This is a genomic window from Halorientalis sp. (assembly GCF_028275115.1).
Taxonomy (GTDB): domain Archaea; phylum Halobacteriota; class Halobacteria; order Halobacteriales; family Haloarculaceae; genus Halorientalis.
Genome location: NZ_JAQCNH010000142.1, coordinates 39,902 through 58,312 on the forward strand (window position 1 = coordinate 39,902; position 18,411 = coordinate 58,312).

Annotated in this window: 20 protein-coding genes; 7 read left to right on the forward strand and 13 right to left on the reverse strand. The window is 67.7% G+C overall.

What is annotated here, in order from left to right; all coding sequences use genetic code 11:
• Window positions 1-101: 101 nt before the first annotated feature.
• The 5 genes from Q0964_RS17275 to Q0964_RS17295 form a co-directional block, all read right to left on the reverse strand.
• Entirely contained in the window at window positions 102-1,244 is a 1,143-nt protein-coding gene (locus tag Q0964_RS17275) for an acyl-CoA dehydrogenase (protein WP_299270227.1), read from the reverse strand.
• Between the two features lie 46 nt (window positions 1,245-1,290).
• Window positions 1,291-2,193 carry an alpha/beta hydrolase gene (locus tag Q0964_RS17280; protein WP_299270230.1) on the reverse strand — a complete coding sequence of 301 codons (903 nt, stop codon included), beginning with the start codon at window positions 2,191-2,193 and terminating at the stop codon, window positions 1,291-1,293.
• Between the two features lie 68 nt (window positions 2,194-2,261).
• Window positions 2,262-3,374, reverse strand: a complete 1,113-nt coding sequence (locus Q0964_RS17285; RefSeq protein ID WP_299270232.1) for an ABC transporter ATP-binding protein — start codon at window positions 3,372-3,374, stop codon at window positions 2,262-2,264.
• The gene (locus tag Q0964_RS17290) at window positions 3,371-4,348 is read right to left on the reverse strand and encodes an ABC transporter permease (protein ID WP_299270234.1); all 978 of its coding nucleotides are present in this window, start codon (window positions 4,346-4,348) and stop codon (window positions 3,371-3,373) included. Before Q0964_RS17290 ends, Q0964_RS17285 begins: the two co-directional genes overlap by 4 nt.
• 47 nt (window positions 4,349-4,395) lie before the next feature.
• Window positions 4,396-5,445 (reverse strand): extracellular solute-binding protein, encoded by a 1,050-nt coding sequence (locus Q0964_RS17295; RefSeq protein WP_299270237.1) that lies wholly within the window; start codon window positions 5,443-5,445, stop codon window positions 4,396-4,398.
• A gap of 67 nt (window positions 5,446-5,512) precedes the next feature.
• Here Q0964_RS17295 and Q0964_RS17300 point away from each other — a divergent pair, with 67 nt between their 5' ends.
• Entirely contained in the window at window positions 5,513-6,208 is a 696-nt protein-coding gene (locus Q0964_RS17300; protein WP_299270240.1) for a TOBE domain-containing protein, read from the forward strand.
• A gap of 32 nt (window positions 6,209-6,240) precedes the next feature.
• On the forward strand, window positions 6,241-6,726 hold the full coding sequence (locus Q0964_RS17305; protein ID WP_299270243.1) for a hypothetical protein: 486 nt from the start codon (window positions 6,241-6,243) through the stop codon (window positions 6,724-6,726).
• On the opposite strand, the gene Q0964_RS17310 is transcribed toward Q0964_RS17305, so the two are convergent.
• Window positions 6,723-6,911 (reverse strand): hypothetical protein, encoded by a 189-nt coding sequence (locus Q0964_RS17310; protein ID WP_299270245.1) that lies wholly within the window; start codon window positions 6,909-6,911, stop codon window positions 6,723-6,725. The two genes, Q0964_RS17305 and Q0964_RS17310, sit on opposite strands and share 4 nt — an antisense overlap.
• A 59-nt stretch (window positions 6,912-6,970) precedes the next feature.
• On the reverse strand, window positions 6,971-7,834 hold the full coding sequence (locus Q0964_RS17315) for a 3-hydroxyacyl-CoA dehydrogenase family protein (protein WP_299270247.1): 864 nt from the start codon (window positions 7,832-7,834) through the stop codon (window positions 6,971-6,973).
• A gap of 135 nt (window positions 7,835-7,969) precedes the next feature.
• On the opposite strand from Q0964_RS17315, the gene Q0964_RS17320 reads away from it, so the two are divergent.
• Together Q0964_RS17320 and Q0964_RS17325 are read left to right on the forward strand one after the other, a co-directional pair.
• Entirely contained in the window at window positions 7,970-8,785 is an 816-nt protein-coding gene (locus tag Q0964_RS17320) for a class I fructose-bisphosphate aldolase (protein ID WP_299270249.1), read from the forward strand.
• A complete protein-coding gene (locus Q0964_RS17325) occupies window positions 8,786-9,649 on the forward strand; it encodes a class 1 fructose-bisphosphatase (RefSeq protein ID WP_299270252.1) in 864 nt (287 codons plus the stop codon).
• A 12-nt stretch (window positions 9,650-9,661) separates the two neighbouring features.
• Here Q0964_RS17325 and Q0964_RS17330 read toward each other — a convergent pair whose 3' ends face one another.
• Window positions 9,662-11,149: an acetyl-CoA hydrolase/transferase C-terminal domain-containing protein gene (locus Q0964_RS17330; RefSeq protein ID WP_475405897.1), complete on the reverse strand. Its 1,488-nt coding sequence runs from the start codon at window positions 11,147-11,149 to the stop codon at window positions 9,662-9,664.
• Window positions 11,107-11,505: a hotdog family protein gene (locus tag Q0964_RS17335; RefSeq protein WP_299270259.1), complete on the reverse strand. Its 399-nt coding sequence runs from the start codon at window positions 11,503-11,505 to the stop codon at window positions 11,107-11,109. Before Q0964_RS17335 ends, Q0964_RS17330 begins: the two co-directional genes overlap by 43 nt.
• Window positions 11,506-11,598: 93 nt before the next feature.
• Here Q0964_RS17335 and Q0964_RS17340 point away from each other — a divergent pair, with 93 nt between their 5' ends.
• Entirely contained in the window at window positions 11,599-13,395 is a 1,797-nt protein-coding gene (locus Q0964_RS17340; protein WP_299270262.1) for an acyl-CoA carboxylase subunit beta, read from the forward strand.
• A gap of 70 nt (window positions 13,396-13,465) precedes the next feature.
• Window positions 13,466-13,888: a universal stress protein gene (locus Q0964_RS17345; RefSeq protein WP_299270265.1), complete on the forward strand. Its 423-nt coding sequence runs from the start codon at window positions 13,466-13,468 to the stop codon at window positions 13,886-13,888.
• A 4-nt stretch (window positions 13,889-13,892) separates the two neighbouring features.
• Here the strand turns inward: Q0964_RS17345 and Q0964_RS17350 are convergent, their stop codons facing one another.
• From Q0964_RS17350 to btuC, 4 genes are all read right to left on the reverse strand, one after another.
• Window positions 13,893-14,057 carry a hypothetical protein gene (locus Q0964_RS17350; RefSeq protein ID WP_299270267.1) on the reverse strand — a complete coding sequence of 55 codons (165 nt, stop codon included), beginning with the start codon at window positions 14,055-14,057 and terminating at the stop codon, window positions 13,893-13,895.
• Complete coding sequence (locus Q0964_RS17355; protein WP_299270269.1) at window positions 14,033-14,572, reverse strand: DUF5518 domain-containing protein; 540 nt, start codon at window positions 14,570-14,572, stop codon at window positions 14,033-14,035. Before Q0964_RS17355 ends, Q0964_RS17350 begins: the two co-directional genes overlap by 25 nt.
• Before the next feature lie 349 nt (window positions 14,573-14,921).
• Window positions 14,922-16,145, reverse strand: coding sequence for an ATP-binding cassette domain-containing protein (locus tag Q0964_RS17360; RefSeq protein WP_299270271.1), 1,224 nt, complete (start codon window positions 16,143-16,145; stop codon window positions 14,922-14,924).
• A complete protein-coding gene (gene btuC / locus Q0964_RS17365; protein WP_299270273.1) occupies window positions 16,142-17,242 on the reverse strand; it encodes a vitamin B12 ABC transporter permease BtuC in 1,101 nt (366 codons plus the stop codon). Before btuC ends, Q0964_RS17360 begins: the two co-directional genes overlap by 4 nt.
• A gap of 61 nt (window positions 17,243-17,303) precedes the next feature.
• On the opposite strand from btuC, the gene Q0964_RS17370 reads away from it, so the two are divergent.
• Window positions 17,304-18,407 (forward strand): PGF-CTERM-anchored ABC transporter substrate-binding protein, encoded by a 1,104-nt coding sequence (locus Q0964_RS17370; protein ID WP_299270276.1) that lies wholly within the window; start codon window positions 17,304-17,306, stop codon window positions 18,405-18,407.
• Window positions 18,408-18,411 lie beyond the last annotated feature (4 nt).

An 18,411-nucleotide genomic window follows, 5' to 3' on the forward strand; every position in this document is an offset into this window, starting at 1 on the left:
TGTGGTCGCGTGCGAGCAGCCGGTTCAACTCAGTGGTCGCACAACCCGTGCCGACGACTCTTCGATCGTCATCGTGCCGCGAATACGACCGCAGGGGTGAGTTAATCGAGGAGTTCTTGACCGATGGTGTTCCGGAGGACTTCACTGGTGCCCTCGTAGATCTCGTTGAGCTTGGCGTCCCGGTAGAACCGCTCCATCGGGAAGTCCTTGGTGTAGCCGTAGCCGCCGTGGATCTGAATACCCTCGTTGGCGACCTCACGTGAAACTTCGGAGCCGTACAGCTTGGCCTGGGCGGCCTCCTTGATGAAGCTCTCGCCGCGCATCTTCTTGTCGGCGGCGTCGTGCATCAGCAGGCGTGCCGCGCGGGTCTTGGTGTCCATGTCGGCGAGTTTGTGCTGGATGGCCTGGAAGTCGCCGATGGGCTGGCCGAACTGTTCGCGGTCACCGGCGTACTCGGCGGCTTCGTCGAGCGCGGCCTGTGCGATGCCGACCGACCGTGCCGCGATAGTGATGCGGCCGCCGTTGAGAGTCTTCAGCGCGTGGACGAAGCCCGCGCCTTCCTCCTGCAGGAGTCGGTCCTCGGGGATACGCATCTCGTCGAAGCGCAACTCGGCGGTGGGACAGCCCTTGTCGCCGAGTTTGTCCTCCGTCCCTTCGACGATGAAGCCGTCGTCGTCCCCGGGGCGGACGATGAACGAGGAGATGCCCTTGTTGCCGGCGTCGGGGTCGGTTTTCGCGAACACGGTCACGGTGTCGGCGACCGAGCCGTTAGAGATCCAGAGCTTGTTCCCATTGATGACGTACTCGTCCCCGTCTTTCTCGGCGGTCGTGCCCATGGCGGGCACGTCCGAGCCTGCACCGGGCTCCGAGAGGGCGAACGCGCCGATGTCGTGACCTTCGGACAGTGGCGTCAGGTACTCCTCTTTCTGTGCCTCGTTCCCGAACTCGTAGATCATGTTCCCCGCCAGCGAGATGTGGGCGGCGACGATGGTGCCCAGTCCACCCGAGCCCCGCGAGAGTTCCTCGAGAGCCATCGGGTAGGCGTGATAGTCGAGGCCAGCTCCGCCGTACTCTTCGGGGAACGGCATCCCCATCAACCCCAGTTCGGCGAGTTCGTCGATCAGGTCCCAGGGGAACTCGTCTTCCTTGTCTATCTCGGCAGCCCGCGGCACGACTTCCTCGTCCACGAACTCCGAGACCATCTCTTTAATCTGACGCTGTTCCTGCGTGAGACTCAGATCCATACGGAACATCTAGACCACTCAGTTCTTTAGTTTTGGCATCCGCCGGTCAGTCCCGAACCGTTCTGTCGAAGAAGGCCCGCTCGCGGGCGACGACCCGCTCGAACGCCTCCCCGGTGTAGGCCTCGAAGTGCCCGATGTCGTAACGCACCCGCTCCACGTCGTCCAGTCCGTCGACGAGCGCGTCCACGGAACCGGACGGGATTATCGAGTCCTCGGTGGCTTCCACGACGAAGGTCGGACAGTCCACGTCGGGGGCCGCCGTCACGGGCCGGTAGAAGCCAACGGTCGCGAGAATCCGGGCGGCACACTCGTTGTCCCAGCTCTCGCCGTCGGGAATCAACGATTCGTACCCCGTTTTCGCGTCTGGGGTGTTCAACACCCCGAACCCGCCGGCGTCGGCGACGACGGGCACGTAGTAGGGGTCCCGGAGCGTGGCCATGCGACCGAGGTCGCGCGCGACCGCTTTGATACTCGCTGTCAGGTAGTCCAACCCGCCCTGCCGGACGAGATGGAGCGCGTTGCGGAGACCGTCGGTGAACGGGACCTGCGAGACGACCGCGGCCACCTCGCCGTCCCGGGCGGCGGTCTCGACGGCGTGGCCACCGCTGAAGGAGGTGCCCCACAGGGCGACCCGGTCGCCAGCCACCGCGTCGCAGGCGCGAGCGTGTTCGAGCGCCGCCAGATAGTCCTCGACGTGGGCCGAGCCGCCGATGACGTGTCCCGGTTCGCCGTCGCTGTCGCCGAACCCGCGGTAGTCGAACAGCAGAACGGCGTAGCCAGCCTCGGCGAACCGTTCCGCGAAAGCCGGCAGGCGAGCGGTCCGCTCACCGCCGAAGCCGTGGGCCATGACTATCGCGGGCGACTCGCTATCGGTGTCCGCGGGTTCGTACAGCCACCCCGCACAGCGGGTTCCCTGACTCTCGAAGTCCGAATCGGTCCGTCTGACCATACACCGAACTGTCGTCTCGGGTATATAATTCCAGTCGCGCCACTGTTCGGCTGTTTATTGGCGGGCGGTCACGCCCGGCAGGTCGCCACTCGCTCGCGCGGGAATCGGAGAGAGACGGTGGTCCCCGGGGTCGGCGGGTCCGTGCTGTAGACGGCGACCGGTTCGGGAACGGCGTCGACGGCCACGGTCACGCGGCTGGTGGCGTCCTCCCGGGTCACTCGCTCGACGGTCCCGGTGAGGTCCGGGTCGTTTGCGTCCAGTTTCACGTCCTCCGGCCGGACGGTGAGGTGGGTCGCGTCGCGGTCGCCGTCGAGCAGACGGTCGGCGCGGTCACTCAGCGCAGCGAGCGGGACGCAGTTACTCCCCGTGAACCGAGCCACGAGTGGCGACACCGGCCGCTCGAACACGTCCTCGGGCGTCCCGGTCTGGACGACGTCGCCGTCGTTCATCACGACAATCCGGTCGGCCAGTGCCCGCGCCGTCGTCCGGTCGTGGGTGACGTAGACCGACGTGACGCCGGCCAACACGTCCTGCAGGTCGTCCCGGAGCGACTGCCGGGTAGGCACGTCCAGCGACGAGAGCGGTTCGTCCAGCAGGAGGACCGCGGGGTCGACCGCCAGTGCCCGCGCGAGCGACACACGCTGGGCCTCGCCCCCCGAGAGCGTCGGCGGGTAGCGCTCGGACAGGTCGGCGACGCCGAGGTCGGCGAGCAGGCGGAGTCCGGGCGGTTCCGGGGCTGGACCGGTGCCGCCGCGGAGGCGTCGCCACAGTTTCGAGACCGTCGAGCGTGGTCGACTGATAACCGACCCGAATCGCCCGAGAGCCGACCGAAATCGGTCGGTGAGCGATGTGACCCAGCCGTCGTCGGTCCACTCGTATCGCGTCCCGAACCCGACGTTCTCGCTGACGGTCATGTGCGGAAAGAGCGCGTAGTCCTGGAAGACGAACGCGAAGTCCCGGCCCTCCGGCGGGCGGTCCGACAGGACGAGTCCGTCGTTATCGACGGTGCCCTCGTGGTCGTGAAAGCCCGCGACGGTCTCCAGCAGGAGGGTCTTGCCGCTCCCGCTCGGGCCGAGGATGACGACCGTCTCGCCGTCCCGCACCGAGAAGTCCGCAGCGACGTGGAAGGCATCGGCCCCGTCAGCCGAGAACGTCGCCTCGATGTCGACTTCGAGGGTCATGCCACACCCTGCGTCGTCGTCGCGTCGGTCGTGAGCCAGCGCACCAGCAGGAAGATCGCGGCGGAGACACCCAGGAGGAGAGCCGCCACCGCGCCGCTCTCGTCGAGGCCGCCCTGCAGGTAGGTGTTGTAGACGAATACGGGCGCGTGCTGGGCGATGACCCGACTGCCCGCTGGCGGGTAGAAGAACTCGACGCTGTAGGCGACGACGGCGACCGCCCCGAACTCCGACACTGCGCGCGCCCACGCGAGGACGCCACCGGTGACCATTCCACGCACGGCGAGCGGGCCAGTCACCCGGCGGAAGGCCTGCCACGGACTCGCGCCGTGGACGCGTGCGGCGTACTCCAGCCGGTCGTCCACCGACTCGAACGCTTCGCGGGCCGCGTTGACCGCGTAGGGTGCGCTGACGAACGTGAGCGCCAGCACCATCCCGGGAAGGGTCCCCAGCACCGAGAGCCCGGGGAAGGCCCCGCCCTGGCCGAACCCGAAGAGGATGATGATGCCCGCGACGCTGTGGGGCACCACGAGCGGCAGGTCCACCAGACTCTCGACCAGCGGCTGGCCCGCGAAGCCTCGCGAGAGATGGTAGGCCAGCGGGACGCCGAACGCCAGGCTCGCGACGGCGGCGAGCAGCGGCGCGTAAACGCCCAGGTACAGTACGCGGTGGACACCAGGGTCCATGGCTTTCTCGACGATCAACGAGGGGGACTGTCGGGCGGCAAAAAGCAAGAGCGGAAGCCCGAGCGCGACCAGCAGGACGCTCCCGAGGGTCGCCATCGCGACGCCGAACAGGCCGCGACGGGACGCGAGCCCGAAGGCTGCGGCGCTCAGGACGACGAAGCCGGCGTAGAGGGTGGGTCGATCCAGCGAGTAGGCGGCGGCGAAGGCCACGAGTTGGACGGCGACGACCGCCAAGGCGACCGAGCCGCGGCCGAGGGCGTACAGCGGGAGCGGCGTCGAACGTGTAGCCATCTGACTGTGGGTCCCGGTGGGAGCTTACTGAGCCTTCCGCTCGGTCGTCACGAGTCCAGTTGGAGCGGGCCGAGCGTCTCTTTGGCCTCGGCGTGTTGCATGACACGGCCGGGGACGCTCCCCTCGCCACTGGCGTTGACTGCGGGCGTCTCGACCGGCTGGAGACCCTTGTCCCGCAGGACCTGCCTGCCGGGTTCGGTGAGCATATACTCCACCCAGCGCGCCCCGTTTTCGGGATTCCGCGCGACGCCCGGCACCGTCATCCCGTAGGCGATAGGTGCGCCGACGTAGGTCGTGTCCTCGGTCTCGACCTCGGCTTTCGCGTAATGTTCGGCGTACTTCGCGTTGGCCTTCGAGAGGTCGACCCGTGGCTGGAGGCCGACGGACGGCAGGTCCGACGACGAACTGATCGACTGGTAGTAGAATACGTAGTCGAGTTCGCCACTCTTGAGCTGGCCCGTCAGGTTCGTCTCGGTCCCCGTCGGCACCGTCGAGTTGTCCCGCATCGCCTGATAGGTCGACTCGTCGTAGAGTCGACTCCCCTCGAACGCCTCTTTCCCGAGTTGTTGGGTCATCACCGCGCGATAGCCACCGGGGTCGACGGCGGGGTCGCTGTGACCGATGGTCACGTCGTCGCGCGAGAGGACCTCCCACCAGTTGTCCGTCCCGATCTCGTCGGCTCCTGGCGAGTCTTCCCGGTACTGGATCGACATGGCGTTGGTCGTGAACACGATGAGCCACTCGCCGTACTCCCCGAGAACCATGTCCCGGATGAGTCGAAAATCAGAGACCCCGAGCACGTCGGCTCGGCGGCGCTGTTCGGTGATCTTCTTCGTCGAGGCGACCGACCCCTTCGCCTCCCGGGTCACGTCGATCCCGGTCTCCTCCTCGAACTGCGGTTCGGCCGCGCTGAACGGCGGCGCGAGACTGCCGGCGTGGAAGAGCATCGCCGATCCCGGCGAGTCGCCGCTCCCGCCTCCACCACCGATACAGCCAGCGAGCGCCGCCGCACCCGTCGCGCCCGCCGCCGCGAGGAATCCCCGTCGTGTCCGGTCCGTCGCTCCCGTCTCACCCTGCGATCCGCTGCGTTGTGCCATAGACGATACAACGCCGTTGTGCGGCCCCTGACATAACAGTTTTGTCAGTGCTTGGCAACCATTGGCTATGGACGTCTCCCCGGATTTCGACGTGCAACTCGGTCGCGACGGCGTCGCACTGACGGTCAGGGACCGGGAGTTACTGTCGGCTATCGACGAGGCGGGCTCGCTGAACGCCGCGGCGGACTCGCTGGGGCGCTCGTACGCACACGCACAGCGCCGCGTGGTGGAGCTGGAGGACGCGTTCGGCTCGCTCGTCGACCGGAGTCGGGGTGGTGGAGGTGGCGGTGGGAGCGAACTCACGGACCGCGCCCAGGAGTTGCTGGCGACGTTCGACCGCGTTCGCGCGGAGTTTGCGGGCGTCGCCGAGGCCGACGAGACCGTCCTGACCGGCCGCGTAATCGACCGCGACGGCGAACTCGCCACGGTCGAGACCGCCGCGGGGCGGGTACGGGCCGTGACGCCGCCCGACTGTACTGCAGTCGCGGTCACGATTCGGGCGGACGCGGTGACGCTGAACCGGCCGGCCGATGCGCCCGAACCCGGCGGGACCAGCGCGCGCAACCGCTTCGAGGGCCAGGTGCTGGAAGTCGACCACGGTGAGACCCTGGCCCGCGTGACGGTCGGCATCGACCCGGAACTGCACCTGACTGCGCTCGTGACCGTCGAGAGCGTCGAGCGACTGGGCCTCGACTCTCGTGCCGCGGTCGTGGCGACGTTCAAAGCGACGGCGACCCGTGCCGTCGCGCGAACGGAGTCTTAACGCTTACACGGTCGGCCCGCATCGGTCCGGGCATGCCGACGATTTCTGAACTCTCCGACGTACTCGACTGGGAGGCAGTAACGGTGCTGCGGGCCATCGACGACGACGGGGGAGCCGGCATCGACCGACTGGTCGAGACGACCGGCCTCGACCGGTCGCAGGTCGAGAACCGCTGTCAGCAACTCTCGACGCTCGGCCTAGCCACCGAAACCGACACCGACGACGGGCCGGTCCACGAACTGACCGGTGCCGGCCACGGAGCCGTCGGGAACGGCCTCTACGACGACTACGACCTGGTCGGCGATGCCGACATCGACGAACTCGCCGAACGGGTCGCCGAGCTACTCGACCGGCGGGACGAACTCCGGAGCCAGGTGGACCTGCTGGCCGAGGACGCCACGGAACTCAGAACACGGGCCGAGCGCCAGTTCGGCGACCGCGAGGACGTGCGCGCGGAGTTCGAGTCGTTGATGGACGACGTAGAAGCGCTCGAACGGGCGCTGAGCGAGGAGTCTTAGAGCCCGACCCGCGTGTTCTCTCCCGCCCGCTCGTTGCGGATCATGACGGCGGCGTGCAGGACTGCAGACGCACCGAACAGGCCGACGACGGCATCGACGGCTGGGCGCTCGACGTACAGAACAGCACTCAGACAGACGGCCCCGGCTAGCGCGACGTGGCCCGCACCCCAGTGCGTGAGGGTCATTCTGGTGCGTCCGGGTCACCCGGCTACCTATAGTAAAGTACCCGTTGCGGGGTCCGAGTCTACTCCCCGTACCGGTAAAATCCCGTTCCGGATTTCTTCCCGAGGTCACCGGATTCGACCTTTCGCTTGAGCAGGTACGGCGGCTGGTAGCGGTCGCCGAGTTCTTCGTGGAGGGTCTCCATCGCGTCCAGACAGATGTCCAGCCCGATGTGGTCGGCGAGTTCCAGCGGCCCCATCGGGACGTTCGTGCCGAGTTTCATCCCTTTGTCCATGTCGGCTTTCGTGGCGACACCCTCGTCGAAAGCCCGGATGCCCTCGGCGATCCAGGGCATCAGCACGCGGTTGGTGACGAACCCGGGTTTGTCGTCGGACTCCCAGGTGGTCTTGCCGACGTCCTCGGCGAGGTCGTGGGCTAACTGGACGGTCTCGGCACTGGTCCGCTCCCCGACGACGACCTCGACGCCCTCCATCAGCGGGACGGGGTTCATGAAGTGCAGGCCGACCACCTGCTCGGCGCGCTCGGTCGCGCTCGCGATAGAGGTGATCGAGAGCGTGCTGGTGTTGGTCGCCAGCATCACGTCCTCCTCGACCGTCTCGTCCAGATCGGCGAACACGTCCTGCTTGATATCCACGTTCTCGACGATTGCCTCGACGACGAGATCGCAGTCGGCGAGGTCGGCGAGGTCGGTCGTCCCGGTGACCCGGTCGCGGGCCGCGGTGGCTTCCTCACTGCTGAGGTCGTCGTTCTCCTCGAACCGTGAGAGGCTGGCTTCGATACCCTGTAGCCCCTGCTCGACCAGTTCCGCCTCGACGTCGCGCAGCACGACATCGTAGCCACTCGTCGCCGCAGCCTGTGCAATACCGTGGCCCATCGTCCCCGCGCCGACGACGCCCCAGGTCTGAATCTCGTCCAGTGAGCGCATGCAAAAGTGGACCATGCCGACTCGCCTAAGTGTGTCGCCGGTCCCGTCTGTCGAAAATTAACTCGAATTCGAAGGAGAGTTTCACTGACGGTCTCCAACAACTTAATTAGCGAACGTGAGGCAGAGAAAAGTGAGATGATCCCTATCGACGACAGCCCCCTGACCCGGGACGGGAAGGTGCTGATTCTGGCGTACGACCACGGCCTGGAACACGGGCCAGTCGACTTCGAGGACGTACCGGAGAGTGCAGACCCCACACACGTCTTCGACGTGGCGACCCACGACGCCGTGACCTCCCTCGCGGTCCAGAAAGGCGTCGCGGAAGCGTACTACCCGTCTTACGAGGACGACGTGGACCTGCTGGCCAAGCTCAACGGCACGTCGAACCTCTGGCGGGGCGAACCGAACTCGGCCGTCAACTGGACCGTCGACTACGCCAACGAGGTCGGCGCCGACTCCATCGGGTTCACCGTCTACGGCGGTTCGAACCACGAGATCGAGATGGTCGAGGAGTTCCGCGACGCCCAGGAGAAGGCCCGCGAGTACGACATGCCCGTGGTCATGTGGTCCTACCCGCGCGGTCAGGGCCTACGCAACGCCACGACCCCCGAGAGCATCGCTTACTCGGCCCGGCTGGGCCTGGAACTGGGCGCGGACGTGGCGAAGGTCAAGTACCCCGGCAGCCAGGACGCGATGGAAGAGACCGTCCGGATGGCCGGAAAGACGAAAGTCGTCATGTCCGGCGGCTCGAAGCGCTCCGACGAGGCGTTCCTCTCGAACGTCAAGAGTGTGATCGACGCCGGCGGTGCGGGCCTCGCGGTCGGCCGCAACGTCTTCCAGCGGGAGCACCCCGAACGCATCCTCGACGCCCTGGAGAAGGTCATCTTCGAGGAGTCCTCCGTCGAGGAGGCCCTGGCCGCTGCCGGGGGCGCGGCGCCGGAAGCCGAGTAGATGACTGACACCGTCTCCCGAATCGTCGACGTCGTCACGGAGACCGCGCCGGACGTCCGGGCTGGCCTGACCGGCCGGCGCGAGTACGAGACCAGCGAGAACCCCTCGGGCGAGCAGATGCTCGCGGCCGACCGCCACGCCGACGAGTTGCTCGAAGCACGCCTGCTCGCCATCGACGGCGTCGCCAGTTACGCCAGCGAAGAACGCGAGGAGGTCGTCGAGAGCGAGGGAGCCAAGGGCGACTACCACGTCGCCTGTGATCCGCTCGACGGCTCGTCGAACCTGAAGTCCAACAACGTCATGGGGACGATTCTGGCGGTGTACGACCAGCCACTGCCCGCGCCGGGCCGTGCGCTCGTCGCCGCGGGCTACGTTCTCTACGGGCCGATCACGACGCTCGTGCTGGCCCGTAACGGGACGGTGACCGAGTACGTGATCGACGACACCGACGAGGGCGTCGAGCGCCGCGTGGTCGAACAGGAGGTGACGATTCCCACCGATCCGGTGGTCTACGGGTTCGGCGGTCGTGTCCCGGACTGGCACGACGACTTCGAGGGGTTCGTCCGGGAGATCGAAGACGAACTGAAGCTCCGCTACGGCGGCGCGATGATCGGCGACGTGAGCCAGGTCATGGAGTACGGTGGCGTCTTCGCGTACCCGTCGCTCCAGTCGGCCGAAAACGGCAAGCTCCGCCTCCAGTTCGAGGGCAACCCTATCGGCTACATCGTCGAGTGTGCCGGGGGCCGTTCCTCCGACGGGGGACAGTCACTGCTCGCTGTCGAGCCCGACCGGCTTCACCAGCGCGTCCCGGTCCACGTCGGCAACACCGAGTTGATCGAGCGGTTGGAGGGCGCGCTGGCGTAGCGCACCCGTTTTTCAGCGCCAGTCGAAGGCCGCGTCCAGGTCGTGTGGTTCGTGCCCGCCACCTTCGAGCGCGCCGTCGAGGTAGGTCTGCAACCGCTCGCGGTAGTCGGGGTGGGCACAGCGCTCGACGAGCAGGCTGGCGCGCTCCCGCGGTACTGTGCCCCGCAGGTCCGCGACACCGTGTTCGGTGACGACGGCGTCCACGTCGTGTTCGGTGTGGTCGGCGTGTGGCACCATCGGGACGACCCGGGAGCGGTCACCGTCGGCGGCCGTCGCGGGAAGTGCGAGAATCGACAGCGCCGCGTTACGGGTGAAGTCGGCGCTCCCGCCGATTCCGTTCAGCACTCTGGACCCGTCGACGTGAGTCGAGTTCGCGTGACCGTACAGGTCGACTTCGAGAGCGCTGTTGACCGCGACCACGCCGAACCGGTCGATCAGTGCAGGCCGGTTGGACACGTCGGCGGGTCGGAGTACCACGTCCTCGGCGTAGCGCTCGGCGTCCGCGAACAGGCGGTCCTGTCCCTCGGCCGAGAGCGCGAGCGAGGTGGCGCTCGCCGACGCCAGGTCCCCAGAGTCGAGTAAGTCGAGCAGGCCGTCCTGGATTACCTCGCCGAAGTAGACCAGGTCCCGGTCGCCGAAGTCGGCGTCGGCGAGCGCGCCCATCAGCGCGTTCCCGAGACTCCCGACGCCGAACTGGAGGCGCACGGCGTCGGCGAAGAGCGGCGAGCGCTCGACCTCGTCGGTGACGAACGAGCGGAGGTTCGCCGCGATGTCTCGATCCGTGTCGGTCGGGTCGCGGAACTCGTAGGACTCGTCGCGGCGGTCGGTCTCGACGACTGCGAGCAGGTCGTCGGGGTCGAACCGGATCTTCGGGCCGCCGATGCGCTCGTCCGGCGCGGACAGCGGCACGGGATCGCGGTCGGGCGGCAGGTCCGGGCGGTATATGTCGTGGAGGCCGGCCAGCGACCGCGGCTGTGCGTGGTTGACTTCGACGAGCAGGCTGTCGACGGTGTCGACGTAGGCCGGCGTGTGCCCGACCGAGGCCGACGGGATCAGCCAGTCCTCGCCGACGGCGACGGCCTCGACGACCGCCACGTCCGCGTCGACCAGTCCGCCGAACTGCACGTCGTCGCCCAGCGTCGAGATGTGGCGGTCTGAGAAGGCCATCCGCCCGTCGTTGGCGGCGGCGCGGGCCGGCGAGCGTGCCTGGTAGGGGTATCGGCGGGCGATGGCGCCGGCCTCGACCAGCGCGACGTCGATCTCCTCGCCGACGCTCCCGCCGCTGACGACGGTCAGCGAGAGGTCGCGGTCCGAGTCGGCGAGCGCCATCGGCACGGCCTTTGGATAGCCGACGCTCCCGAAGCCGCTGACCAGCACTGTGGCGTCGGCGGGAATCTCGGCGGCGGCGACCCCGGCCTCCCGGACGGGACGGGTACCCTCGATCCGAGGGAGCTCGGTCACGACGGGCCCTCCGGCTGGGTTCCGACGCCCTCTGGCCAGCCGGTCGGGGCGGCGGCCTCGCGTTTCAGCACCATCGGCGTCCGCTCAAGCGTGAGGACCAGGTCGTCGTCCTGGTTGCACGTCCGGAGTTCGGTGGTGACGATGCCGACGTGGTCGCGGGAGTCGAAGTCAGGTGTTTCCAGCAGTACGCCATCGGCGGTGCCGGTGTCGGTCTCGTTGAATTGCATCGGGTCGGCGTTCGTCGTCGGGTTCCTGAACCAGACGTTACCGGTTTCGCTCACCGTCCAGCCGTATGGGTGGTCGTTCACCTCACCGACGGTGAAGTCCTGGAAGAGGCGGCCCTGCCAGCCCTCGACGAGACCGCGGTCCGAATCCGCTGGCTCCTGTGCTGTCATAGCCACTGGCTCGCAGGCCGGGATTGTGTCAGTGTCGGTCGCGAACCGAGAGAGGGGAAAACGGTTTCACACTCCTGGGCACAGTCCTGTGGCATGAAACTCCGCGTTCCGGAGGGGGCCGATCAGGAGGAACTGGCCGCCATCGCCGAAGCGATGGCCCAGCACGTCGCAGACACGGTCGAACTGTACGTCGGTGACGCGACCGAACCCACCGTCACCCACGCGGCGGAGGGGCGGGACGGGGCCGAACCGGACGACGGCCTCGGCCCGACCGAGCGCGAGCGGCGGTTGCGCGAGGAGATCGCGGACATCGAGGCCGGCGGTCCCGAGAAGTACCGCGAGCGTCTCGAAGAGCAGGGCAAACTGTTCGTCCGCGACCGTCTGGACCTCTGGTTCGGCGAGGACGGCGTGGCCTTTGAGGACGGACGGTTCGCGAACTTCGACGAGTGGCGTAGCGAGGCCTCGGAACAGTCGAGCGAGGAGCGAAGTGACCCGCGAGACGACGACGCCAGAGGTGAGGACGACGGGGACGGCGACCGCCTCCCCGCCGACGGCCTGCTCACCGGCGCGGCCGAGTTCGAGGGCCGGGACGTCCACTTCATGGCCAACGATTTCACCGTGAAGGCCGGCAGCATGGCCGAGAAGGGCGTCGAGAAGTTCCTCCGGATGCAACAGCGAGCCCTGAAGACAGGCAAGCCCGTTCTCTATCTGATGGACTCCTCGGGCGGCCGGATCGACCAGCAGACCGGTTTCTTCGCGAACCGGGAGGGAATCGGGAAGTACTACTTCAACCACTCTCGGCTCTCCGGTCGAGTGCCACAGATTTGCGTGCTCTACGGCCCCTGTATCGCCGGTGCTGCTTACACGCCGATCTTCGCGGACTTCACTGTGATGGTGCGGGACGTGAGCGCGATGGCTATCGCCAGTCCACGAATGGTCGAGATGGTCACGGGCGAGCAGATCGACCTGCAGGAGCTTGGGGGCGCGGAGGTCCACGCCCGACACACCGGCAGCGCGGACCTGGTCGCAGAGGACGAGGAACACGCCCGGTCGCTGGTGGCCCAACTGCTCTCCTATCTCCCGGACAACAGTGACGAGAACCCGCCGAACGTCGCCGGAACCGCGCCCGCGAAACCACCCGAGGGAATCGATTCAATCGTCCCCGCGGAACCGAACAAGGGCTACGACATGACCAGCGTGATCGAGCGAGTTGTGGACGCGAACACCTTCCTCGAGTTACGCCCCCAGTTCGGCGCGGAAATCCTGACCGGGTTCGCGCGGATCGACGGGCGTCCCGTCGGCGTGGTCGCCAGCCAACCGGCCCAACGCGCCGGCGCGATCTTCCCCGACGCCGCGGAGAAGGCTGCCCAGTTCGTCTGGACGTGTGACGCCTACGACGTGCCGCTGCTCTATCTCTGTGATACGCCGGGGTTCATGGCAGGTTCAGGCGTCGAGAGAGCGGGCATCCTCGAACAGGGAAAGAAGATGATCTACGCCGCGTCGGCGGCCACGGTGCCCAAGCAGTGTGTGGTCGTCCGGAAGGCATACGGCGCGGGCATCTACGCGATGTCGGGGCCGGCCTACGACCCCGAGTCGACCATCGCGTTGCCGAGCGGGGAAATTGCGATTATGGGGCCGGAAGCGGCGATCAACGCCGTCTACGCCAACCGACTGGCGGCGATCGACGACGAGGACGAGCGGGCCGAACGCGAGCGGGAACTCCGCGAACAGTTCCGCGAGGATATCGACGTACACCGGATGGCCAGCGAGGTCGTCATCGACGACATCGTCCCGCCCGGCGACCTGCGGGCGGAACTGGCCGCTCGGTTCGACTTCTACGAGGACGTCGAGAAAGACCGGCCGAGCAAGAAACACGGTACCGTCATCTGACTCGGGGTCGAAACAAGGCGACCGGGTTGCAACCGAAAGGGGTGTGTACACCGCGGGGTGACGTTCCCGTATGTACGACGACATTCTGATCCCGACCGACGGCGGCGAGGGGTTCGACGCCGTCCTCGACCGCGCCGTCGACATCGTCCCCGACGACGGCACCGTTCACGTCCTCTACGTCGTCGACGACCGGGCGTTCCTGACACTTGACGACGAGATGAAGGCAGACGTCCTCGACGACCTGCAGGCAGAGGGGACCGATGCTGTGGGTAGCGTCGCGGAGAAGCTCGAAGCCGCCGGGCTGGAGGCGGTCACCGCGATTCGACGGGGGACACCGGCCGACGAAATCGTCGCATACGCCGAACAGGAGGGCGTCGACGTGGTGACGATGGGCACCCAGGGCGACGACTACACGCAGAATATCCTCGGGAGTACGGCGGAACAGGTCGTCGCCGACGCGTCGGTGCCGGTGTTGACTGTCGATCTGTCCTGACGGTTCAGGCCGCCCCGTCTCGGTCGGCCAGTTCGACCCCGAGGTACCCGCCGAGCGACGAGAGCCCGACGACAGCGACGACCGTCACCACGAGCGCGAACAGGAGGACCAGGGCGACGGCGACAGCACCGCGGCCGACGCCGATCAGGAACCCGAAGAGAACGACCACCGGTCCCGCGGCGACGAGACCGGAGAAGGCACGGTACGGATGCCGCTACTCCCGTCACTGCGGCCGATGTAGCCCGCGACCGCACCGCCCAGCACGGGCGAGAACGGGACGAACGAGGCGACTACGGTGGCGACTGCGCCGATTACGGCGTTGGTGGTCGTGTCCGGGCCGGTCACACCGGCCTCGGCGCGTCGGCGGCGCCGGCGGGCACGGTAAAGCTTGAACGCCACGCCAGCGACCACGAACAGGACGCCCGTGACCGCCAGTCCGATGCCACCCCACCACGCGAGCCCGTGGAGTGTGTCGACGAGTTGCGCCTCGGTCAGGCCGTCCGACCGCGCTGTGCCCTCTGCGACGACTGCAGCGATCCGGCTCCGGTCGGCGGCCGCGTAGAGCGTGGCCCCGCCCGCCGCGGACAGCAGTCCTGCGAGGACCGCCACGAGTGTGACCACCCAGTCGGCGGTGCGGCTGACGGCCCCGGAGCCGATTCCCCGTGGCTCGGATACTGAAGACATGAAAACGTACGTCGGGTACGGATCTGACATCCTCCCACGACTGAATTCGTGGGGTTCCACGGTCACAGACCGTGCCCACGACGGAGAGGTTCCCCACTCACTGACGGTGGGATTGTGGGCCGTGCCAGTACGGCCCCCGGCCGAGATACTGGGCTTCATCTACCGCCACGGTGGCGTGCGTATCCTTACTTCGGACTCAGTATCACAATCAATGCCACGAACCGTCCTAGTTGTTTCGACTGTTGTCGGATTCATTCCACGGCTGAAGCCGTGGGCTTTCTCCTCGAAACAGTGTAACCCCGCAGTGACTGTTGCTGACACGGAAACAGCGACGAGCGGCACGTTCGACTCAGTCGTCTGCGGGTAGTTCCCGCCCGGCTGTGACGGTGGCGACGGCGTCCAGCACGTCGGTGGGTGTCGTCGCCCGCGTCGTCTCGGACGACGACGAGGTGGACAGGCCCCGCGTGTCGGCGTCGCCGCGGTCGCTCTCGACCCTGACCACCGGGAGTGAGGTGTCGAGCAGGGCCGCGACGCCGTCGGCGGCCGGCGGGTCGGCCGCGACGAGGACGTCCGCCCGGTCACGGAGTGTGGCCACGCTGTCCCGGACCGCGGCGTCGAGTGGCCCGAACGGCGGGGCTGCCACGGCGTTCAGACCACGAGCGCGTGCAGTCTCGGCTGCGATGTCGCCGTCCGGGAGCGGGCCAGCGGTGACGGTCGCACCTGCGTCGTGGAGCCGGGCGATGACTCGGGTGGCGGTCCGGCCGGTGCCGACGACGTGGGCGGTTAGGTCCCGGTCTCGACGCTCGCCGAGCGCGGTCACTAACGGCGTCCCCGTGGTCGGATGGGTCGTCACGGCGGCGTCGGCGTCGAAGGCCGCGTCGAGCGAGGCGGTGTCCAACACGTCGGCGGGCGGCCCACTCGTCAGCACGCGGCCGTCGGCCAGTAGGACGATTCGGTCACAGAATCGTGCGGCCAGATCGAGGTCGTGAATCGCCGCGAGCGCGGCCTTCCCGGAGGCTGTGAGGTCGGAAACCAGCGACAGCGTCTCGACCTGGTGGTTCACGTCGAGGCTCGCCGTGGGTTCGTCGAGTAAGAGGGCAGGCGTGTCCTGTGCGAGCGCGCGAGCGAGCAGGACACGCTGGCGCTCGCCGCCGCTGACCTCGTCGACGGGGCGGTCGGCGAACCGGTCGGTCGCGGTCCGGTCCAGCGCGCGCCGAACCGCCCGGTGGTCGGCCTCGTGGTCGGTCCGGCCGACGCGGGTGTGGTGTGGCGTCCGTCCCATCGCCACGATGTCCGCGACGGAGAATTCGAAACCGACGTGGGTATCCTGTGGGACGGTCGCGACCAGTCGACCGCGTTCCCGGGCCGAGCAGTCGGCGACCGGACGCCCGTCGACCTGTACGCTTCCTGAATCGGGCGTGAGGACGCCGTTTATGGCCTGCAGCGCCGTCGTCTTGCCAGCGCCGTTGGGGCCGACGAGCGCGACGAACTCCTCCTCCGCGACGGTGAGTGACACGTCCTCGAAGACGGTGACGCCGCCACGGCTGACGGTGAGGTCGTCGATGTCGATCACAGCGCGTGCACCTCCCGGTCGCGCAGCAGATAGAGGAAGAAGGGGGCACCCAGTGCGGCGGTGACGATGCCGACAGGGACCTCCGCCGGGCCGGCACGGGCGAACGTGTCGGCGGCGACGAGGAAGGCCGCGCCCGCCAGCGCGCTCGTCGGAAGCAGGATGCGGTGGTCCGGACCGACGAGCAACCGCATGGCGTGAGGAACAATCAGGCCGACGAAGCCGATGACGCCGGCGACCGACACGGCGGCGGCGGTTATCACGCTGGCGACGGCGAGCAGGATTCGTTTCGTGCGCTCCACTTCGATTCCGAGCGTGTGGGCGTCGGTCTCACCGAGCAGCAGCACGTTCAGGTCCCGGGCGTACACGTAGACGACCGCGAACGCGAGCAGGGACAGCGGCAGCGTCACCTCCACCTCGGCCCACGACGAACCCGAGAGCTGACCCATCAGCCAGTAGACCGCCTCCCGGAGGCTCTGGCCGGTCTGCAACAGCATGTACGACACGGCCGCGCCCAGCAGCGCCTGGACGGCGACACCCGCCAAGAGTAGGGTGGCGACCGGTGTGCGGCCACCCTCGCTGGCGATGGCGTAGACGCCGAAAGCGGCCAGCAGGGCACCGACAAAAGCGGCGGTCTGGAGTCCAAACGGGACCGCGAGCGGGAAGGCGATGGTCGCGACGGCGCCGACGGCCGCGCCGGAGGAGACGCCGATAATCGACGGGTCGGCCATCGGGTTGCGGAAGAAGCCCTGCATGACCGCGCCGGCAGCAGCCAGCGAGAAGCCGACCACGGCCGCCAGTACGATCCGGGGAAGTCGCACCTGTCGGACGATAGTCTCGGCGGTCGTCGGAACCGCGAGGGAGACCGGATATGTGTATGCGACGTCCAGCACGGGCACCGGAGCCGACGCGCCAAACAGAGAGGCAGGCTCGGCGGTCACCGAAACGCCGGCGGGGACGGCTATGGCGTTGAGCGTGGCCTTCGCGACCGTGTCGGACGCGATAGCCACCGGGCCGATGGTCGCGCTCACGAGAATCGCCGCAGCCAGGACGACGGACAGACCGACCGACCACCAGACGGTCCGGACGCCCGTATGCATGATATTCAAACTGGGTTGGAGTAGGCAAATACTTATTGGATACCGACAGAGCCCAACGCAGATGCACACGCGAACACTCGTTCTCACGGCGGTGCTGCTGGCTGCTGGCGGACTCACGGCGACCGGGGCAGTCGCCGGCGGCCCACCGGTAGACAGTGTGGGACCCGCAATCGGGGCGCCAGTCGGGCAGCAGGCGGCAGTGACACAGGGTGACTGTACGTTCCCGGTCACGCGGACGGATGTGACGGGAACGGACGTCACGGTGGACCAGCAGCCCGAGCGAGTCGTCGCGCTCCAGCCCAGCGACGCACAGATACTCTGGGAGGTCGGGGCACGGGATAGAGCCGTCGGCGTCCCGAAGAACCAGTACACGTCCTATCTGAACCGGAGTGGTACGGCCGACGTGAGCGGTGAGGGGACCGTCGAGAAGGTCGTCGGAACCGACCCCGACCTCGTGCTGGCGGCGAACATCACCGACCCCGAGACGGTCGAGGCGCTCCGCGGTGCCGGACTGACGGTGTATCACTTCGCCGGCGTGGAGTCTCTCGACGGCATCGCCCGGAACGTCGAGACGGTCGGACGGCTGGTCGGCTCGTGTGAGTCGGCGCGCAGCGAGGCCGACGAGTTTCGGCTCGCGGTCGAACGCGCCCGGCAGGCCCACGCGAACGCGAGCGACCGGCCGTCGGTCCTGTACACGTTCTTCGGTTACACGACCGGAACGGGAACGCACATCCACGAGGCGGTCGAGGCGGCTGGGGGGGAGAACGTCGCTGTCGAGGCAGGACTGGAGGGGTACAGAGAACTCAGCGACGAGGTCGTGCTCGACCGGGACCCTGCGTGGATCGTCTACCCCGACGACTACACCCTCCCCGGCGGGACGCCGTACAATGAGACGACCGCTGTCCAGCAGAACCAGACCATCGCGCTCGATTACAGCTACATCAACCAGCCAGGCCCCCGCGTAGCGATCCCACTGACCCAGCTCGCGAAGGCCTGGCATCCCGAGGGGTTGGCCGAGGCGAATCGGACAGTGAACGGGTCGGACGTGCCGTCCTCCAGCCGAACGACAGCCAGCACCACGTCGGGGAACGGTCCCGGGTTCGGCGTGGCGGTCGCGCTACTGGCGCTGTTACTGACGGCCCTGGTCACAGCCCGGCGGGACTGAGCCG

What these genes read in the sequence shown, in the direction of transcription:
- Q0964_RS17340 (WP_299270262.1), top strand. Translation starts at nt 11,599, where the DNA reads ATGAAACTCCGCGTTCCGGAGGGGGCCGATCAGGAGGAACTGGCCGCC.
- Q0964_RS17315 (WP_299270247.1), bottom strand. Translation starts at nt 7,834, where the DNA reads ATGCGCTCACTGGACGAGATTCAGACCTGGGGCGTCGTCGGCGCGGGG.
- Q0964_RS17325 (WP_299270252.1), top strand. Translation starts at nt 8,786, where the DNA reads ATGACTGACACCGTCTCCCGAATCGTCGACGTCGTCACGGAGACCGCG.
- btuC (WP_299270273.1), bottom strand. Translation starts at nt 17,242, where the DNA reads ATGCATACGGGCGTCCGGACCGTCTGGTGGTCGGTCGGTCTGTCCGTC.
- Q0964_RS17285 (WP_299270232.1), bottom strand. Translation starts at nt 3,374, where the DNA reads ATGACCCTCGAAGTCGACATCGAGGCGACGTTCTCGGCTGACGGGGCC.
- Q0964_RS17370 (WP_299270276.1), top strand. Translation starts at nt 17,304, where the DNA reads ATGCACACGCGAACACTCGTTCTCACGGCGGTGCTGCTGGCTGCTGGC.
- Q0964_RS17280 (WP_299270230.1), bottom strand. Translation starts at nt 2,193, where the DNA reads ATGGTCAGACGGACCGATTCGGACTTCGAGAGTCAGGGAACCCGCTGT.
- Q0964_RS17310 (WP_299270245.1), bottom strand. Translation starts at nt 6,911, where the DNA reads ATGACCCTCACGCACTGGGGTGCGGGCCACGTCGCGCTAGCCGGGGCC.
- Q0964_RS17305 (WP_299270243.1), top strand. Translation starts at nt 6,241, where the DNA reads ATGCCGACGATTTCTGAACTCTCCGACGTACTCGACTGGGAGGCAGTA.
- Q0964_RS17345 (WP_299270265.1), top strand. Translation starts at nt 13,466, where the DNA reads ATGTACGACGACATTCTGATCCCGACCGACGGCGGCGAGGGGTTCGAC.
- Q0964_RS17355 (WP_299270269.1), bottom strand. Translation starts at nt 14,572, where the DNA reads ATGTCTTCAGTATCCGAGCCACGGGGAATCGGCTCCGGGGCCGTCAGC.
- Q0964_RS17300 (WP_299270240.1), top strand. Translation starts at nt 5,513, where the DNA reads ATGGACGTCTCCCCGGATTTCGACGTGCAACTCGGTCGCGACGGCGTC.
- Q0964_RS17290 (WP_299270234.1), bottom strand. Translation starts at nt 4,348, where the DNA reads ATGGCTACACGTTCGACGCCGCTCCCGCTGTACGCCCTCGGCCGCGGC.
- Q0964_RS17320 (WP_299270249.1), top strand. Translation starts at nt 7,970, where the DNA reads ATGATCCCTATCGACGACAGCCCCCTGACCCGGGACGGGAAGGTGCTG.
- Q0964_RS17275 (WP_299270227.1), bottom strand. Translation starts at nt 1,244, where the DNA reads ATGGATCTGAGTCTCACGCAGGAACAGCGTCAGATTAAAGAGATGGTC.
- Q0964_RS17295 (WP_299270237.1), bottom strand. Translation starts at nt 5,445, where the DNA reads ATGGCACAACGCAGCGGATCGCAGGGTGAGACGGGAGCGACGGACCGG.
- Q0964_RS17335 (WP_299270259.1), bottom strand. Translation starts at nt 11,505, where the DNA reads ATGACAGCACAGGAGCCAGCGGATTCGGACCGCGGTCTCGTCGAGGGC.